This is a genomic window from Rufibacter sp. XAAS-G3-1 (assembly GCF_013623775.1).
GTDB lineage: Bacteria > Bacteroidota > Bacteroidia > Cytophagales > Hymenobacteraceae > Nibribacter.
Genome location: NZ_JABFAM010000005.1, coordinates 524,835 through 542,564 on the forward strand (window position 1 = coordinate 524,835; position 17,730 = coordinate 542,564).

The 17,730-nt window shown below is 51.3% G+C and carries 13 protein-coding genes and 1 tRNA gene; 6 read left to right on the forward strand and 8 right to left on the reverse strand.

The window, feature by feature from the left end:
* Positions 1-157: 157 nt before the first annotated feature.
* Positions 158-2,389 carry a T9SS type A sorting domain-containing protein gene (locus HHO50_RS06490; RefSeq protein WP_181305176.1) on the forward strand — a complete coding sequence of 744 codons (2,232 nt, stop codon included), beginning with the start codon at positions 158-160 and terminating at the stop codon, positions 2,387-2,389.
* Between the two features lie 99 nt (positions 2,390-2,488).
* On the opposite strand, the gene HHO50_RS06495 is transcribed toward HHO50_RS06490, so the two are convergent.
* Positions 2,489-2,659 carry a hypothetical protein gene (locus HHO50_RS06495; protein ID WP_181305177.1) on the reverse strand — a complete coding sequence of 57 codons (171 nt, stop codon included), beginning with the start codon at positions 2,657-2,659 and terminating at the stop codon, positions 2,489-2,491.
* A gap of 564 nt (positions 2,660-3,223) precedes the next feature.
* Positions 3,224-4,378, reverse strand: coding sequence for a S8 family serine peptidase (locus HHO50_RS06500; RefSeq protein WP_181305178.1), 1,155 nt, complete (start codon positions 4,376-4,378; stop codon positions 3,224-3,226).
* Positions 4,379-5,272: 894 nt separating this feature from the next.
* On the opposite strand from HHO50_RS06500, the gene HHO50_RS06505 reads away from it, so the two are divergent.
* Entirely contained in the window at positions 5,273-6,808 is a 1,536-nt protein-coding gene (locus HHO50_RS06505; RefSeq protein ID WP_181305179.1) for a SulP family inorganic anion transporter, read from the forward strand.
* A 175-nt stretch (positions 6,809-6,983) separates the two neighbouring features.
* Here HHO50_RS06505 and HHO50_RS06510 read toward each other — a convergent pair whose 3' ends face one another.
* The 5 genes from HHO50_RS06510 to HHO50_RS06530 all read right to left on the reverse strand — a co-directional run bounded on the left by HHO50_RS06510 (position 6,984) and on the right by HHO50_RS06530 (position 14,091).
* Positions 6,984-8,351, reverse strand: coding sequence for an MBL fold metallo-hydrolase RNA specificity domain-containing protein (locus HHO50_RS06510; protein ID WP_181305180.1), 1,368 nt, complete (start codon positions 8,349-8,351; stop codon positions 6,984-6,986).
* A gap of 582 nt (positions 8,352-8,933) precedes the next feature.
* Positions 8,934-9,959: a UDP-glucose--hexose-1-phosphate uridylyltransferase gene (locus tag HHO50_RS06515; RefSeq protein ID WP_181305181.1), complete on the reverse strand. Its 1,026-nt coding sequence runs from the start codon at positions 9,957-9,959 to the stop codon at positions 8,934-8,936.
* Positions 9,960-10,046: 87 nt separating this feature from the next.
* Entirely contained in the window at positions 10,047-11,219 is a 1,173-nt protein-coding gene (locus tag HHO50_RS06520; protein ID WP_181305182.1) for a galactokinase, read from the reverse strand.
* An 88-nt stretch (positions 11,220-11,307) separates the two neighbouring features.
* Positions 11,308-12,945: a sodium/sugar symporter gene (locus HHO50_RS06525; RefSeq protein WP_181305183.1), complete on the reverse strand. Its 1,638-nt coding sequence runs from the start codon at positions 12,943-12,945 to the stop codon at positions 11,308-11,310.
* A 99-nt stretch (positions 12,946-13,044) separates the two neighbouring features.
* Positions 13,045-14,091 carry a LacI family DNA-binding transcriptional regulator gene (locus HHO50_RS06530; RefSeq protein ID WP_181305184.1) on the reverse strand — a complete coding sequence of 349 codons (1,047 nt, stop codon included), beginning with the start codon at positions 14,089-14,091 and terminating at the stop codon, positions 13,045-13,047.
* 345 nt (positions 14,092-14,436) lie between these two features.
* On the opposite strand from HHO50_RS06530, the gene HHO50_RS06535 reads away from it, so the two are divergent.
* The 4 genes from HHO50_RS06535 (at position 14,437) to HHO50_RS06550 (ending at position 17,407) form a co-directional block, all read left to right on the forward strand.
* The gene (locus HHO50_RS06535; RefSeq protein ID WP_181305185.1) at positions 14,437-15,093 is read left to right on the forward strand and encodes a hypothetical protein; all 657 of its coding nucleotides are present in this window, start codon (positions 14,437-14,439) and stop codon (positions 15,091-15,093) included.
* Between the two features lie 603 nt (positions 15,094-15,696).
* Positions 15,697-16,170, forward strand: a complete 474-nt coding sequence (locus HHO50_RS06540; protein WP_181305186.1) for a hypothetical protein — start codon at positions 15,697-15,699, stop codon at positions 16,168-16,170.
* A gap of 17 nt (positions 16,171-16,187) precedes the next feature.
* The gene (locus HHO50_RS06545) at positions 16,188-16,676 is read left to right on the forward strand and encodes a DUF421 domain-containing protein (protein ID WP_181305187.1); all 489 of its coding nucleotides are present in this window, start codon (positions 16,188-16,190) and stop codon (positions 16,674-16,676) included.
* A gap of 425 nt (positions 16,677-17,101) precedes the next feature.
* A complete protein-coding gene (locus HHO50_RS06550) occupies positions 17,102-17,407 on the forward strand; it encodes a DUF6122 family protein (RefSeq protein WP_181305188.1) in 306 nt (101 codons plus the stop codon).
* A 174-nt stretch (positions 17,408-17,581) separates the two neighbouring features.
* Here HHO50_RS06550 and HHO50_RS06555 read toward each other — a convergent pair.
* A tRNA-Asn gene (locus tag HHO50_RS06555) sits at positions 17,582-17,655 on the reverse strand.
* Positions 17,656-17,730: the final 75 nt, after the last annotated feature.

Sequence of the window (17,730 nt, forward strand, 5' to 3'; positions counted from 1 at the left end):
TAAATCAAAAGGGTACGTAGCTATGACAACAATTTTACAAAAACTAAAAGTCACTTTTCTGGCAAGCATCCTGTCTTTAGCAGGTGTTTCAGACGCGGTTGCTCAGTCACTTCCAATCAATGTTATTGGTGCTTCCTATTCCCAAAACTTCAATAGCTTGCCTCAGTATAATTATGGAGCCTATAATACTCCAAACCGTAATTGGCAAAATGAGGTGACTTTGCCCGGTTGGAGCGCGCAGTTAGGCAATGCCAATACCACTTCCATTGAAATCACTGACGGAAACGTTTCTGCTGCCGGTCTGAAAAGCTATGGTTCAAGCGACTATAATGATAACCGTAGCCTGGGTGGATTTGCTTCTACTTCAAACCAATTGATCTATAAAGTACGGTTCCGCAACGCTACCGGAAAGTCCCTGACCAATATCGGGCTGGAGTTTTTGCTGCAGCAATGGTTTGATGGTTCATCTGTCTCTAACCTGGCCATAGATTATCGCATCACCGAGCCGGGAAGTACCACGGGTACCTGGAATACTGTTGCCGCCCTGCGCGGGCCGGTTTCTTCCAACAGAAACACCGCCTTAAACGGAAACTCAAGCACAAACCAGAAATTAGTGAAAGAGGTTTTAGAAGGAGTTGTCCTTAAACCAAATCAGGAATTGACTATCCGGTGGGTGAATGCGGTAAGCAGTGGCAAAGACCTCTTGGCTATTGATAACTTCAAACTGACTACAGAGGAGTTCAAATATGTGGCTCCAGAGGTACCAGCAGGCACCGGTAAGAAAGTATTTTACAGCAGTTTTTGGGTTGGAAGTGAGCTAGGTGATTTATCTGCCTGGAACACAGACCCCCTTACGTCTGACGGAGAAACTCCTACCTCCTTCTCAACTCCTAATCAGGTGTTTGTTGTACAAGGGCCATTGTTGTGGGGAACTCTTGAACTTACCAAGAACATTAACTTACACGCCAGTTCAAAACTGGTGATTGGGAATGGATTGCTGCCTGTTGTGTTCAACATCGCTACCAACGTTAGATTAAAAGATGTCACCGTTGATGTGTCGGCTTTAGCGGTTGTGAACTTTGATAGCAAAGAATTGCCTACCCTGGGCAGTGTTCACCCCACCAGTACTATTGTCTACAAAGAAAACAGCAGTGAGGTAAAAGCAGGTAAATACGGGAACCTAAGAATTGACAACAAGGGAGTCATCAAGAAGCTAAGCAACAAAGTTCTAATCACCGGACAATTAGAGCTGAAGAATGGTGCAAAACTTGACATCGGGGATTTTGACCTGGTACTGGGAGACAGTAGAAAACCAGTGCTCTATGATGCGCTAAGCTTCATCACCACCAAAGGGAAAGGCCGTCTAAAGATGAAATTAGCACCCGGTGACAGCGCCATCTTCCCGGTAGGTTATGATAACAAAGCGTTACCGGTGAAGTTGAAATTGAAAACAGGTAGTGTGGCAGATACCTTCAGCATTAAAGTGATTGACGGTGTGTACACTGCTTATGAGAACAATGTGCCCAACGGGCTGTCATTCAACGGCCAGGTAGTAGATAAAACCTGGATCATTGACGAAGGCGTAGTAGGCGGCACCAACCTGGATATGACCCTGCAGTGGACGGCAGCAGACATGCCCCTTGGTGCCACTGTTCCAGAAGATGCTTTCTTGATGCACTACCACAAAAAACAGTGGGACAAAGGAAGTGCGGTCAAGATTGTCCTGCAAGATGGTGTCTACTCTCTCACCCGCTCTAATATTACCTCCTTCTCTCCTTTTGCCACGGCAAGTACAAGTAAAATGGGAAGTTCTGAGCCCATTCCTTTGCCCGTTGAGTTGACGTATTTCCAGGCAAAACGCGTAAGCCAGCACGTGCAGTTAAACTGGGCTACCGCCTCTGAGAAGGACAACGACTACTTTACCATTGAGCAGAGCTATGATGGCGTAACGTTCCAGGCCGTAGGGAAACAAGTAAAAGGCGCCGGAAACAGCATGGTAGCGCTCACCTACAGCCAAGAGTTATTTGATGCAACTCCAGCCAAGACCCAGTATTTCCGTCTGAAGCAGACAGATACGGACGGAGCTTTTGAATACTCCAAAACGGTAGCCTTGGCTCCGGCCAAAGCAGCAGCTAAAACACAGGTGAAAGTGGGAGCCTATCCTAACCCAACCCCAGACGGCAAAGTGAACCTTGAAATTTACAGTGCCTCTGAAGAGGCGACCATCACGGTCTTTCACAGCACAGGCAAAGTGGTGCTCCAGAAACAAGTGAAACTCGCCACAGGCTCACCGGTAGCACTTGATTTAATTAACCAGACAGCCGGCGTATACCTGGTGCAGGTGCAGACCGCCGCCAGCAAAGAAACGCTGCGGGTAGTTAAACAATAGGGCAAGCCCCTCACGTAAAACAGAAAGGTCACCTACCGTTAGGTGACCTTTCTGTTTTACGCCTGTTTTACCCAAAACGGGCGTAAACTGCTTGTCTTCCTATCTCCGGATCTTCCGGAGTAGCCACATCACCAAGGCGATCACCAGTACTATGATAATGACGGCTGCCCACATTCCCGCCTGGAATATGTCGCCAATGAGATCACAACCCGAGAGCGTCACGGTCATAATCAGCATGAACGCTAAAAAGTATGCTTGTAAATTTTTCATGTCTATAAGGTTAAATCAGTTATAAGGCTTTGGTTTATACCAGAAACCGCTTGCTATGTTGATTACTCTGTTTTATGCAAAAAGGTTGAATGCATGTACGTATCTCCTGCGGATGTACATAACCGTCCTAAGTTGCAGGACTAGTTTTTAAGGAATTTCAGCTTTCGCTTTTGTAAGAAAGTGAGAGGAGCCATTGGGCTTGTCAGGTTTGGGCCCGTTTTCTTGAAAAGGAGCTATAAATGAGAAAGCAATCAATTGTTTATCCAAGGGAGTTTGGAACTTCTGCTTTCCGGTATTTACCTACTCCCATGGGTTTTCTGGCGCAAGCAGACGCTTGCGCCGGGAGGTGTCTCAGCCTGTAATGTATATCCTTTGGCTTGTCAGGAAGAGTAAGGGTGAAAGAATTATCGTTAATAATTTCTTTCTGTAATGTATATCCTTTGGCTTGTCAGGGGACGAGCCAAAGGAAGGTTTATAAGGAAAGGCCGCCTTCCAGAGAAGACCCCTAAACAGGAAAGGCCCGTCTTAAAGACGAGCCTTTCCTGTTTAGGGGTGAAAATGTTGTTATCTGATAGCGATTGCATCTGGTTTGCCATCTGGGTCGTTGCTCACCACACCTTGGGAGTTTACGCTTCCGCCGGTAAGGGCCAAGATTCCGGCTACGTGCGGCGCGGCGTAAGAGGTTCCGCTTCCGGTGGTGTATCCGCTGTCCTTCCAGGTAGTAAGGATGTTAGTGCCCGGGGCCGAGAATCTAACGGAAGCCCCGAAGTTGGAGCTGGGGTTAAGGTTTCCGTAAGAGTCCATGTTAGACACCACGTACACATTTGAGTTGATTACGCGGGCCGGAGAATCGGCTTTGCAGTCAATGTGGCTGTTACCGGAGGCAACTACTACATAAATCCCGCGGGCGGCGGTTTTCTTCACCAGGTCATCCAGCATGGAGGAGGCAGCCACCCGGAGGCTCATGTTCACCACGTCACCGGGCTTGCCGTTCTTGTAGACGTGGTTCAAAGCCGAGTAGATGCGGGTAAGGGTACCGGCACCGGCGTTGTCAAACACCCGCAGGGCCACAATGGTGGCGTTGGCGGCCACGCCTACCACACCTTCGTTGTTGTCTTTCGCGCCAATGATCCCGGCAACCGCGGTGCCGTGGCCGTACCCGTCTTCCCAGGAGGTAACCCCAGAGATGAAGGATTTGCTTCTGGCTTTATCTACGTTCAAATCCGGGTGCGAAGACTGTACGCCGGAGTCAATCACCCACACGGTTTTACCGGTACCGTTGCCGTAACCCACGCGGGCAACGCCCCAGGGAATGGTTTGGCTAGCGGTAGAAGAGGTAGTGCCTGTAGCGTCTCCCAACATAATAGCCTGCTCTGGCTCTACGTAGGCAACAGATTCGTCCTTCATTAATTGTTGCACCTCATTTTTGCTGAGGTTTCCGGTAAAGCCATCTGCTGTGCCATTGAACAGGTCACTGATGCGCTCCCCCTTAATGCCTAATTTCGAAAGTAAACGGTTCCGTATTTCCTGCTTAGAAGCAGGGGTGCCGTCTTTCAATACAACTATGTATTTGCCGCCCACTGTATTTGACGTAGTGGCAGGTGAGGCCGGCGCAAGGGCCGTTTCTTCTAAAAGCTCATCTTTTTGACAGCCCGCCATGGAAAAAACAGAGGCAAGGGCGAAGAAGGAAACAGCTTTTTTGAAATTAGGTGATTTCATGGACTACCTTTTGTGAATGAAAAATTGATTTTGATGCAACCTTGTGGTGGTCTCTCCCGTAACCGCCGCTTTCTTGATATGGTTCATTCACGCCGGAAAAAGATTTGTTCCTTTGGGTGAAAGCCGATAACTGAATAAAAGCTGTAGCTAAGGGCATGTGTAAACCTTGTCTTTCGTGCTGCAAACGGCCTAGAGAGACCTGCGTTCGCGCTTTTATCGCCTTCGTAGCGCTACTGCGAAGGCGATAAAACCTCTTCCGCAGAACCTTGCTCTTGTCGTTTTCGCTTACGAACCCCAAATTTGAACATGCTCTAAAGGAAACTTGATGAGCGGTCGCTTTCACCAGACCAGATGAAAATAGACGCATCTCCGGCAGAGACAGTGTAGATAAAGCAAGAAAGTAGATTACTGTTTCCTTGAACGTCCTTACAGAGGGCTGTATTGTAAGTTGCCGGAAAATAATTGAAATTATTTTAGAAAAATGCCTATACAACCCTATAGGCTGAAAATGTAAACTTAGAATAGTTTCTTTATCAACGCAGTGGTTTTGATACTGATGACCATGCGGCGTTTGGGTGGCATTTTCAGGGAAATACAGTCAAAACATAGGCCGGAATGTGTCAACAGAACCTTGCTTGCTACCGGGTGCCCTGTTGAAAAGGCAGGCGTTTGGAAAAAAGTGGTACTTTTGCGCCCGCTATGACAAATTCATTCCTATGTATAGCGCTCACGCCACCGTGACCTTCTGCTATCCGGGAGCCTTGGCCCCGGGACTTGCTTTCCTATCTACTCCTTGTATTCCTGCATGCTTTTATCTGAAAAGGTACCCAGACTTCAGACTATTTGGGGCGTAACCATGGGTGTGCCTTATTTTCCATTATCGATTTTTCAAGCATGAAGCTTTACATACGCCTCTTTGATTTCAGCCAGAAGGTAGATTACAAAAAAGAAATCTTGGCGGGGCTTACCGTGGCCATGACCATGATTCCCGAGTCGCTTTCTTTTGCCATTCTGGCCGGCTTTCCGCCGTTGGTAGGGTTGTACGCGGCCTTTATCATGGGTTTGGTGACGGCAGTGTTGGGCGGCAGGCCGGGCATGGTGTCTGGCGGGGCTGGTGCAACGGCCATTGTGTTGATTGCGCTCATGCAGTCGCACGGCATTGAATACGTGTTCGCGGCGGTGGCCTTGGCCGGAATCCTGCAGATCTTGGTAGGGCTGTTCAAACTGGGCAAGTTCATCAGGCTGGTGCCGCAGCCGGTTATGTTCGGGTTTGTGAATGGCTTGGCGGTGATCATATTCATGTCGCAGATAGAGCAGTTCAAAACGGTGGTGAACGGCGAAACGGCCTGGCTCACGGGCACTCCGCTGTACATCATGGCCGGCTTGGTGGCCTTAACCATCAGTATTATTCTTGTTCTGCCTAGAATCACCAAAGCGGTGCCGCCGTCCTTGATCGCTATTTTAATAGTATTTGGCATTGTGATGGGCTTTGGGGTGGAAACCAGAATGGTGAAAGACATTGCCTCCGTGAGCGGAAGTTTGCCGCCGTTCCACCTTCCGCAGATTCCCTTCAGCCTGGAAACCTTGCAGGTGATTTTCCCTTACGCGCTCATCATGGCCGGGGTGGGCCTCACCGAAAGTCTGCTGACCTTGAACCTGGTAGATGAGATCACCGGCACCCGCGGCAACGGCAACCGCGAAAGCATTGCGCAAGGCAGCGCCAACCTCCTGAACGGCTTCTTCTTCGGGATGGGTGGCTGCGCGATGATCGCGCAGACATTGGTCAATTTATCGGCGGGAGCCAGGGCGCGGTTGGCGGGCATTGTCTCGGCGCTGGCCATTCTGATCATTATTCTGGTGGGCGCGCCTTTCATTGAACGCGTGCCCATGGCCGCCCTGGTAGGCGTGATGATCATGGTGTCCATTGGTACGTTTGAGTGGATGAGCTTCAGAATCATTAACAAAATGCCGCGGCATGACGTGTTGGTGGGGATTCTGGTGGCCGTCATCACGGTCTGGCTGCACAATTTGGCCTTGGCAGTTTTAATTGGCGTGGTGATCTCGGCGTTGGTGTTTGCCTGGGAAAGTGCTAAGCGCATCAGGGCGCGCAAGTACGTAGATGAAAACGGGGTGAAGCACTATGAACTATACGGGCCTTTGTTCTTCGGGTCGGTGGCCGCCTTCACCGAGAAGTTTGATGTGACTGGTGACCCCGAAGAGGTGATCATCGACTTCAAAGACAGCCGCGTGGCCGATATGTCGGGGATTGAGGCGTTGAACAAACTCACCGAACGCTACCACAAGGCCGGCAAGAAACTGCACCTGCGCCACCTCAGCCCCGACTGCCGCCTGCTCCTCAAAAACGCTGATGCCGTGATTGACGTGAACATCCTGGAAGACCCACAGTACACCATCGCAACCGAGGGATGAACGTAGCGTTTTTGGCCTGATTTCCAGGAAACAGCCCCAAAACAGCCGTTGGCGCTATCGGTAAGTTCCTGTCAGCGTGTTCAGAACCACAGCAGCTAAATAAGTCAAAAGCGTTTCGGGGCCGTTTTGCTATAAACGGCCCCGAAACGCTTTTGACATAATGAGTGATGCAGCCTTACACCACGTAAGACAGCCGGAACTCTGGGATCTCAATGTTCTGGTAGCCCAGTTCGGAGAGGTCTTCCTTCAGTTGGCCCATCACCGTTTTCTCGCCGTGCACCAGGAAAATGCGCTGGATTTGCTCTTTGTCCTGGCAGTGCAGAAACTTGGCAATGTCGCCATAGTCAGCGTGGGCGCTGTATTCCTTCATGATCATCATCTCGGCTTTCACCTCTACCTCATCGCCCATGATGTACACTTTCTCCGCGCCGTTCATCAGTTTGCCGCCCAAAGTAGACGGCTCGCAGTAGCCGGTGATGAGCACCGCGCTGTTGGGGTCAGATAAATTGGTTTTGAGGTGGTGCTGAATGCGCCCAGCCTCCATCATGCCCGACGACGAGATGATCACGCAGGGTTCGTCAATCTTGTTCAGCTCCTTGGAATCGTCTACCTCCGTGATATACGTCAGCTGCGGAAACCCGAACGGGTCTGGATCTTCCTTGATGTATTCCTGCATAGAATCCCGGAAGTACTGCGGATTGTCGCGCATGATATCGGTGGCGTACACAGAAAGCGGACTGTCCACGAACACTTTCACGTCCGGCAGGCGGCCTTCCTCTGCCAGGTAATTCAACGAGTAAATCAACTCCTGCGTACGCCCGATGCTGAACGCCGGGATCAGCAGTTTGCCTTGCCGCTCTACGCACACCTCCTGCACAATCTTCTGCAAACGCTCTTCGGTGTTCTCCAGGCTGTCGTGCACGCGGTTGCCGTAGGTAGACTCGCAGATGATGATCTCCGCTTGCGGAAACGCCTGCGGCGGATTCAGAATCCGGTTCGCAAACCGCCCGATGTCGCCGCTGAAGCAGAGGGTGCGTTCCTTGCCGTCGTCCTGCAGCCGGAGGTTGATGGCGGCGCTGCCCAGCACGTGGCCGGTGTCGGTGAAGAGCAGTTCAATGTCCTCGTCAATCTGGAAGGGTTGGTCATAGGGCACCGTCACAAACTGCTGCAGGGCCTGCTCGGCGTCTTCCTCGGTGTACAATGGTTCGCTGCTGCCGTTCCCGTTGCTGCTCTGGATGCGGGCGCTGTCCAGGAGCAGCAACTTGCAAAGTTCCAGCGTGGGCGGCGTGGCGTAAATGGGCCCGGTGTAGCCTTCGCGCACCAACCGCGGAATAAGGCCGGAATGGTCAATGTGCGCGTGCGACAGAATGAGGCAGGTGAGGTTTTCGGGCTCAAAGTCAAAGGAGCGGTTCCGTTCCTCGGTTTTGTCGCCCATGCCTTGGGTGAGGCCGCAGTCCAGCAGAATGCGCTTTCCGTTCTCTAAGGTCACTAAATGCTTGCTGCCGGTTACGGTCTGCGCCGCGCCGTAAAAAGATATGGTCATAGGGAAAAGTAAATCTGAATAGGTGGGGATTGTACGGGCCGCAGCTTTTTCAGATGCAGGAAAATCTGTTTTAGGGGCGTTTTCTTCAAAACAGTTCAGAAATGAGGGGCAACTCACTTTCCTTATTTGTCATCTTGGAAAGATCTTGTGGGCAAACGAGAAAGGCTGGGTAGTAACGCTATTGCCGCTCGCTCACAAAATCCTTTCAGAATGACAAAGTGAAAATGATGAGGGGAGCTCAGGAATGCGTGTGGACACGAGCCGCAAATTCGCGCCAGCGGTGCGGGTCTTTGAGAAATTTGGGGCAATTCCTTGTGGTTGCCCTTGGCTTATAAAATAACGTCAACTCGGAAAATCTCACGCATTGCGCCCCCTTCAAAGGGGGACGCAATGCGTGTACAGCCTAGTAGAAAGGCAAACAATGGAAACAAGATGGATTATCGTATCCCTTTAATTCCCGAGTTCACGTTAAAACAGGAAAGCAGCGGCACCTGAACGAAATGATTCAGGTGCCGCTGCTTTAGGTAAACGGGGATCTGTTTTAGGGCTTGTTTCAAGAAAACGGCCCTAAAACGGAAGGGATTATACGAGATCTCTGAGACGCTCGGCGGCGCTTTCTGGGGTGATGTCGCGCTGCGGATCTGCCATGAGCTCATAGCCCACCATGAATTTCTTCACAGACGCTGAGCGGAGCAGCGGCGGGTAGAAGTGCATGTGCAGGTGCCAGCCGGGGTAATCTTTCCCGTCGGTAGGGCTTTGGTGAATGCCCGCCGAGTACGGGAAGGAGGTCTGGAACAGCTTGTCATAGACCTTGGAAAGGCGTTTGATGATATCGGCGTAGCCGAGTTTCTCTTCTTCTGAGATCTGGCCCAAATGCCCGAAATGGCGGCGTGGAAGCACGATGGTCTCAAACGGCCACACGGCCCAGAACGGCACCAGCGCCACAAAGTGCTCGTTTTTCACCACCACACGGGTTTTCTCCTCCAGTTCCAGGGCCAGGTAATCTGACAGCAGGCTGCGGTTGTTCTCTGCGAAATAGGCTTCCTGCTGCTCGGTTTCTTTGGCGGGCTCACCGGGTACCGAGCTCTGCGCCCAGATCTGCCCGTGCGGGTGCGGGTTGCTGCTGCCCATCACGCTGCCCTTGTTCTCGAAGATCTGCACGTAGCTGATGTAGTCCAACGCGCCTAGTTCCAAGTATTGCTCCTGCCACAAATCCACCACTTTCTTTATCTCAGAGGTTTCCATGTCAGACAAGGTGAGGTCGTGGCGGGGCGAGAAGCAGATGACCTTGCAGATGCCGCGCTCGCTTTCCGCTCTGAGCAGATTTTGGTGGGTGAAAGAACCCGAAGGGCTCTCGGCCTGCAACGCCGCGAAATCGTTCACGAACACGAAGGTGGAGGGATAGTCTGGGTTTTTCTCGCCGTTGGCGCGCACGTTGCCGGGGCACAGGTAACAGGTAGGGTCAAAGGCCGGACGGGTGTCTTGCTCGGTGGTTTCCTGCTGGCCCTGCCAGGGGCGCTTGGAGCGGTGCGGCGAGACCAGCACCCACTCGCCCAGCAAAGGGTTGAAGCGGCGGTGCGAGTGCTCGGTGATGTCAAATGTTGCCATGGTTTCAAAGATTGGAAGGTGATGAGGCGGCGGTGGTGCTCAGTTTCCGCTTTCAGAATATGAGGCTGCTTTTTCTCTGCTTTCCGTTTACCGGCTGGTTTTAGAGAAATCAATGGGAACCAGGCTGCTGCCGTCCACAATCTCGGCCACGTAGGTTTTGAGCGTAATGTTGTACTGCTGTTGGTAAGCCGCGGTCATCTGGCGGGTGAACTCGTCTAGCTTGTCTAGTTGCACCAGGTTGATGGTGCAGCCCCCGAAACCGCCGCCCATCATACGGGAGCCCAGCACCCCGTCAAATTCCCGGGCGCGGTCAGCCAGAAAATCCAGTTCGGGGCAGCTTACCTCGTAGTCATGCTGCAGGCCTTGGTGTGAGGCGAACATCTTCTGCCCGAAGGCCTTCAGGTCGCCGCGCTCCAGGTCAAGGCAGGCGTCTTCCACGCGCAGGTTTTCCTGCACCACGTACCTGCAACGGCGGTACACCACCGGATCGAACTCGTCTTTGTGGCTCTCCAGCATCTGCTCGGTCACATCACGGAGGCTGTTCACCTGCGGATACAACTTCTGGAGCATGGCCACGCCCGTTTCGCACTCCTGCCGGCGGGTGTTGTACTCAGTGGAGGCCAGCGAGTGCTTTACCTGTGTGTCGCAGAGCACGATGCGGTAATGGTCAATGTTGAACGGGTAGTATTGATATTCCAGGGAGCGGCAGTCCAGCTTCACCACGTGGTTGCGCTTCCCGAACATGCTGGCGAATTGATCCATGATGCCGCACATCACCAGTGCGTACTCATGCTCGGCCTTTTGGGCCATTTTCACCAAGTCAAAACGTTCAATGCCATAGGCGTAGAGGTAGTTCAAGGCATACGCCAAGCCACACTCCACGGCCGCGGAGGAGGAAAGGCCGGCCCCAATGGGAATGTTGCCGCCAAACACCACGTCAAAGCCTTTCACTTCATAGTTCGCTTTCTGCAATTGCGCCACCACGCCTAGGAGGTAGTTGGCCCAGCCAATCTCTGAACGCTGTACGTTATTGAGATCAAACTCGGCGCTTTCTTCCAGGTCATAGGCATACGCCCGCATGATAGAGCCTCCGTTGGGCGCCAGGGCGAAATAGATCTCTTTGTTGATGGCGGCGGGCAGGACAAAACCTTCGTTGTAGTCAGTATGCTCACCAATGAGGTTGACGCGCCCCGGCGAACGAGCCACCACTGGCTCCGTCTTGTACAACTCCTTGAATTTAGTTACAATGTCTTCAACCATAGTTTCTGCTTTAAGGAAAGGCACAGCACTTTGGGAAATGCTGTGCCTTTAGAGGTTAACGTAATTAAAATTCTTTAGATAATTTATCTTACCAGAAAGCGATGTAAAGCGCCGCTAAAATACCGCAGATGAGCACAGATAAAACCGCAAAGGTGGTAGTGGTCTTGAACATAGAAGAATCAATCTCCAGACCTTTGGGATTGTTCTTGCTCTTAGGGTCAAACAAGGTAATGAGGATCATCAAGACCACACATACCACGAATACAATCCCCATCCGGTCTAGGAACGGTATTTCTGAAAACTGGAATTTAAGGAAGGTAGAGAGCGGAATGGTCAACACCGCCGCAGTCAAGGCCGCCGCAGAGGTGGTGCGTTTCCAGAAGAAACCCAGGGCGAAGATGGCAAACACACCCGGTGAGATAAAGCCGGTGTACTCCTGAATGTACTGGAACGCCTGGTCCAGGTTGCGCAATACCGGAGCCACCAAAACGGCGATGATAAAGGAAACCACCACCGTGATTTTACCAAAGCCTACCAGTCTGGCTTCAGAAGCGTTCTTGTTGAAGAACTTGCGGTAGATGTCCAGGGTGAAGATGGTGGAGATACTGTTGGCTTTACCGGCCAAAGAAGCCACAATAGCGGCGGTAAGGGCGGCAAAGGACAACCCTTTCAGACCTGCGGGCAACAGGTTCAGCAATACCGGGTACGCGTGGTCAGGTTTCACGTGACCTGCGGCATTGGCCATCTCGGCTTGGAACAAACCGTTTTTGTGCAGTACGTACGCCGCAATACCGGGCAACACCACAATAACCGGCATCATCAGTTTCAGGAAGGCCGCAAACAAAAGACCGTTCCGGGCCGTGTTCAGGTCGGCACCCAGGGCGCGCTGCGTGATGTACTGGTTACAGCCCCAGTAGTTCAGGTTCACAATCCACATACCGCCAATCAGCACAGAAAGACCCGGTAAGTCCATGTAGGCATCGCGGGTACCGCCTTCCCCGTTCGGGATCATGATCTCGCCCTCGTCCAGGATCATACTGAAGTGGTCAGCGGCCTCTTTGCGCAGGAAGCCCAAGCCGTCCCAGGCGCCGGTACCGCCTAATTGGTCAGATACCAGATCCAAGGCCAGGTACGTAGTGGCCAAACCACCTAATACCAAGACAAATACCTGAATCACGTCGGTATACCCAATCACTTTCATCCCCCCCAGGGTGATGAAGATCGCGAAGATGGCGCAACCGTACATACAGTAGTAGAAGTCAATACCCGTGATGGTCTCAATGGCCAAGGCCCCCAGGTATAGGATAGAGGAAAGGTTCACAAACACGTACACCAGCAGCCAGAAAACCGCCATGAGGGTACTCACCGCATCGTTGTACCGCTGCGAGAGGAACTGGGGCATGGTGTAAATCTTGTTCTTGAGGTAGATAGGGATGAAGAACACGGCTACCACAATCAGCGTGGCCGCGGCCATCCACTCATAGGTGGAGATAGCCAGGCCCATCGCGAAACCGGAACCGGACATCCCAATAAACTGCTCGGCCGAGATGTTAGAGGCGATGAGGGAAGCCCCAATGGCCCACCAGGTAAGGGAACCCTCGGCCAGGAAGTAGTCTTTGGAGTCCATTTTTTCGTCCTTTTTCTGCCGGTAAATGTAGTACCCATACCCCGACACGATAAAGAAGTAGGTCAGGAAGACAATGTAGTCAATGGTTTGTAAGCCCATAGTAGGAGTGTGAAATAGTAGTTTGTTTGTTTAAGTGAATAAGTGCAAAAGGTGAAGTTATATTTTTAATTGTATTTTAGATGTCCTTTAGACAAGAATTTATTGTTTTTTCCTTTTGCTGCCGTTTTTGCTGCGTATGGAAGATTGACGCACCATCAATACCGGATCCAGGATGATCTTCTGCGGAGGGTCTGCGAGGTTTTTTTCCTCTTGCTTCAGGTTCATGAACAGGTTGGCTGCTTCTTGCCCCATGCGGGCAGTTTGCTGGTCAATGGTGGTTAGGCTGGGGGTGATGTACGCGCTGAAGGCTTCGTTGGCAAACCCTACTAGCCCAATCTGGCCTGGCTTGTTCCAGGGGGTTTCCTTGATGGCCTGGAGTGCCCCCAAGGCCGTGAAATCCTCTACCGCAAAGATGGCGTCTGGCCTTTTGGGTAAGTTCAACAACTGTTCTGCGCACAGGCGGCCAGAATCAATGGAGACTTTCCCGTAGGTGATCAGATCTCCGTCTATTTTATGGTGGTGCGCTTTCAAGGCATCTACATAGCCCCGCAGGCGTTCATGGAAAATCTGGATGTGCTGAGGGCCGGAAATATGGGCAATGCGCCGGTATCCCTGCAAGATCAGGTGTTCGGTGGCAAGATAAGCGCCCTTGTAATCATCTATCACTACCGCCGGAACATCCAGTTCATCAATGGCCCGGTCAAATAAAATAAGCGGGATCTTACGCTTCTTCACTTCCAGAAAATGATCATACCGGGTGGTTTCCTTCGCTATGGAAGCAATGATGCCGTCTACGTTAGACTGCAGCAGCGTCCTGATTCCCTGGGCCTCGTCTTCATAAGATTCGTTTGTCTGGAACAGCAGCACGCTGTAGCCCTGGCTTTTGGCTACCTTCTCAATGCCGTGGATCACAGACCCAAAGAAGCTTATCTCCGCACTGGGGATGATCACGCCCAGCACGAACGTCTTGCCTGACCGAAGAGAGGAGGCGGCCCGGTTTTGCTGGTAGTTTAGTTTCTGGGCTACTCTTCTCACCGTTTCCTTTGTGGTAGAACTAATAGACGGGTGGTCATTCAAAGCCCTGGAAACCGTTGCGGCGGTTGTATTTAGCTCTTTTGCAATGTCATGGATGGTGGTTCTACTCATGTTACGTAATCGATTACGCAAATATATAGTGTAATGATAATCTATTTATATAGAATTTTATCGTCTTTGATTTGAAAATGAATAACGATATAGGGGAAGATTAAGGAAATTTTAAATTCTATAACTTGATAGATGGTGTTGTTGGTATAATATTAACAATATATATTAAAATTCTAAATATTAAATTAGGAAATAATATGCAGGATTGCTGAATATGCAATGTAATCGATTGCGTGCAGGCGAAAATTAGTGATTCGTTAAGGTAAGCAGAGGATTTTTCGAAAAATACTAAGGATGAATATGCCTTGATACGGTTGCTATTGTCACACTCCAAAATATTAAGACATGAAGAGAAGTATACCAATTGACGTGAGGCCTGAACTCAGGCATCTCAAAGAGCGGCAGATAGTCAGCCGCTGGTTTTGTTTGCTTTTAGTTTGCCTGCTGGTAAGCTCATTCCCTGTTGAAGCCTTTGCCCAGTCGTGGCAGTGGTTTGTGGAGCGGCAGCCCCAGTACACCGTGCAGACAGGCCGGGGAGGCCGTTTGCTGCTGCAGGCCTCGCCCGAGAAATTGGGGGGCGTGCTGAGCCAACGCACCGTAGAAGGGGATTATACCGCCACCACCGCCATCAACCAAAAACAACTGGGCAATGGGGTGGCCGCCGGCCTGGCCGCCATCGGAGACCCGCAGAATGCCATCGGGGTCTCCGTCCGGAACGGGGAGATTTCGCTCTGGTCGGTGAAGGATAACAAGGAAACCGTACACGCCACGGTGGCCGCCCCGCAGGGAGATCTGCTGCAGTTCAGGCTCACCGCCGCCAAAGGCGACCAACTGCAGTTCGCCTGGAGCGCGGACGGTACCACCTGGACACCCCTGAACGGGGGCGCGGCCCTCAGCGGCGATTATCTGCCGCCCTGGGACAGGGGCGTGCGGGTAGGCCTCACCGCTAAAGGGCCAACCGGTGCCACCGCCGCCTATGAGTGGTTCCGGTTGGTTCATTGAGGCCGGGGTCAATTTCAGGATAGCGCATATTTTTAGAGAGGTGTTTTGGGTCTGTTTTCTTGAAATCAGGCCCAAAACACCTCTCGTTTATGTAAGCGTAAAGAAAGCTGAAGGTACTGCCCGCCTGGGTTTCCCGAACGGCATTGCAGCTGTAGGGGCAATCCTTTGTGGTTGCCCCTACAGCTGCATAAAACCAACACAGATAGTGGAACCGTTGGGAAGGCAGGCGATGATCAGCAGCCACCCACGGCGGAAACGGGAAGAAGCAACACAAGGGATTGTCCCTGCAACATCTTCCGTTTTAAGGCTGTTTTGCGGAAAATAGACCTAAAATACATCCTGTCAAGAGAATGATTCCTGTAATAGGCCGCTGTAGAAGCAACCTAAATTCAGGTTCAGGGTACTACCTAGGGTTGGTTCTTCTTAGAGCTTGTTTAAACTTTGTCTTTCGTGCTGCAAACGGCCCTAGAGAGAACCTGCGGAAGCGGTTTCAGGGCTTCGTTGCACTGCTACGAGGCTCTGAAAACCGCTTCCGCAGAATCTTAACTTGCCAGTTGAGCTTACGAAGGCCAAAAGTCAAATAAGCTCTTAATCTTTTCAGGTATGGATAGAGATATAACATTGACCGAGGATTTCTATAGGTTCCAGAAAAACGAGTGGCGAGTAGCCCGGGTGTTCTGGGTTTTGATGGGTTTGGTGTTGGCGGCGGCGGCCTTGGGCCTTTTTGGCAGAGGTTGGCTAAGTGATAAGAAAGTTGCCTCTAACGGTGTGCAGTTTGAATACAACAAATACATGCGGGTAGAAAAAGGGGCTGAGCTGCACTTGCAGGTAGGCCAACTGGGGGGAAATGCCAAAGTCATGATCAATAATGACTACATCAGGAAGGTGAGGATTGACCAGGTTATTCCGCAGCCTGCCTCGGTAGAGGTGAAAGACAATAAACTCATTTACACGTTCAGCTCCGTCCAAAACGGGCTGATCACGTTCTACCTGGTTCCTACGGGCACGGGCTCGCAAACCTTAGAGGTTTCTGTTGGGAACGCCCGGCTGTCTGCCCCCCAATTCATTTATTTTTAAAGTCAACCCCTGCTGCTATGGAGTCAATCATCTTACGGGCCCTGGTGGTCTATATCTTGGTATTCATCATCCTGCGCATGGCCGGCAAACGTACCCTGGGCGAGATGACGGCGTTTGACCTGGTGTTGCTCTTAATCATAAGCGAGGCCGTGCAGAATGCCCTGGTAGATGACGATAAATCTATTACCGGCAGTTTCCTGGTGGTTTTAACCCTGGTCTTTGCCGATGTCATGGTTTCCCTGGCCACAAACAAGTTCAGATTCCTGGATAGCGTGGTCAACGGAATCCCATTGATCATTCTGGAGAATGGCAAGCCTTTACAGGATAGGATGGACAAAGCCAGGTTGCAGGAAGACGATATCCTGGAAGCTGCCCGAAAAACGCAGGGCCTGGAAAACATGGATCAGATCAAGTATGCCGTGCTGGAAAAAGACGGCTCCATCAGTATCATCCCTTTCCACCTGAATGAAAACGGGATCAAACCAGATATCATCAAAGAACCTTAGGGGAATTTGCCGGAGGGGGGAAATCCCTGATCTCGGCATTTGCCATTGTTGGTGAGAACACCACCAATCAAACATCCGTGGTAACCCTCTATGCGGTAAGAAAGAAGTTTTCCCCGGCGCCAGGTTACTTTAAACCTGTGAGGTATTGGAGACCACACCGGTGTTCGCGTTTAGTTCCTATTTTCTGCAAAACAGCCTCAAAACGCGTCCGCAAAACGCCCCTCTCCGCGGGAGAGGGACTGGGGGCGAGGTCTCTCACTCCTGCGTAACGGCGGTCATAAAAGTAATAAACCGGCGGCAGGAAAGATTGGGGTTTTGTGCAAGTGCAGAGCCGCAGTTCCCATTAACTGTGAGGCAATCTGTTCCGTTATGAGTAAAGTTGATTCCTGGTAGGGCCTTCTGTCTGACTATAGAACGGGTGAGTGATGAGCATCGGATTTCTAGTACATATGCTTCTGCACGTGGTGGTTCCTGTGGCAACGGCCTGGCTGTTCTTCCGGCCCAAATTCAGGCAGGCCACCTGGTACCTATTGGCCGGAATACTGATAGACGTAGACCATCTTCTGGTGAGGCCCATTCTTGACCCTAACCGGTGCAGTGTAGGGTTCCATTTGCTACATCAATACTGGTTGGTGCCGGTGTACGTGCTACTGGCCCTCCTTCCTAAGACCCGCTTGATTGGGATAGGGCTTGTGCTCCATATCATCTTAGACTGGATAGATTGTCACTGAGGAAAAGCAAGGGCAGGAGAAAGGGGAGTAGGTACTAGTTTATAGGGTATGGCAGTTGTGCACAATCCATTCTGGTGTAGATTCTTTATGGGTTTTTGACCTGATTTCTGGAAAACGGCTGCAAAACAAAAAAGCCACTCACAAGTTTTACCTTGTAAGTGGCTTTTTTAAAAGCTCCCCCTCTTGGGCTCGAACCAAGGACCCCATGATTAACAGTCATGTGCTCTAACCGACTGAGCTAAGGAGGAGTTTATCACTCTCTGGCCGTGTGACCTTGAATGATGATGCAAAAGTAGGGCCTACCGTGATAACGCGCAAGTATT

Excerpts from the sequence above, each read along its gene's own strand:
- HHO50_RS06495 (WP_181305177.1), bottom strand. The coding sequence starts at position 2,659 with ATGAAAAATTTACAAGCATACTTTTTAGCGTTCATGCTGATTATGACC.
- HHO50_RS06500 (WP_181305178.1), bottom strand. The coding sequence starts at position 4,378 with ATGAAATCACCTAATTTCAAAAAAGCTGTTTCCTTCTTCGCCCTTGCC.
- HHO50_RS06505 (WP_181305179.1), top strand. The coding sequence starts at position 5,273 with ATGAAGCTTTACATACGCCTCTTTGATTTCAGCCAGAAGGTAGATTAC.
- HHO50_RS06510 (WP_181305180.1), bottom strand. The coding sequence starts at position 8,351 with ATGACCATATCTTTTTACGGCGCGGCGCAGACCGTAACCGGCAGCAAG.
- HHO50_RS06515 (WP_181305181.1), bottom strand. The coding sequence starts at position 9,959 with ATGGCAACATTTGACATCACCGAGCACTCGCACCGCCGCTTCAACCCT.
- HHO50_RS06520 (WP_181305182.1), bottom strand. The coding sequence starts at position 11,219 with ATGGTTGAAGACATTGTAACTAAATTCAAGGAGTTGTACAAGACGGAG.
- HHO50_RS06525 (WP_181305183.1), bottom strand. The coding sequence starts at position 12,945 with ATGGGCTTACAAACCATTGACTACATTGTCTTCCTGACCTACTTCTTT.
- HHO50_RS06530 (WP_181305184.1), bottom strand. The coding sequence starts at position 14,091 with ATGAGTAGAACCACCATCCATGACATTGCAAAAGAGCTAAATACAACC.
- HHO50_RS06535 (WP_181305185.1), top strand. The coding sequence starts at position 14,437 with ATGAAGAGAAGTATACCAATTGACGTGAGGCCTGAACTCAGGCATCTC.
- HHO50_RS06540 (WP_181305186.1), top strand. The coding sequence starts at position 15,697 with ATGGATAGAGATATAACATTGACCGAGGATTTCTATAGGTTCCAGAAA.
- HHO50_RS06545 (WP_181305187.1), top strand. The coding sequence starts at position 16,188 with ATGGAGTCAATCATCTTACGGGCCCTGGTGGTCTATATCTTGGTATTC.
- HHO50_RS06550 (WP_181305188.1), top strand. The coding sequence starts at position 17,102 with ATGAGCATCGGATTTCTAGTACATATGCTTCTGCACGTGGTGGTTCCT.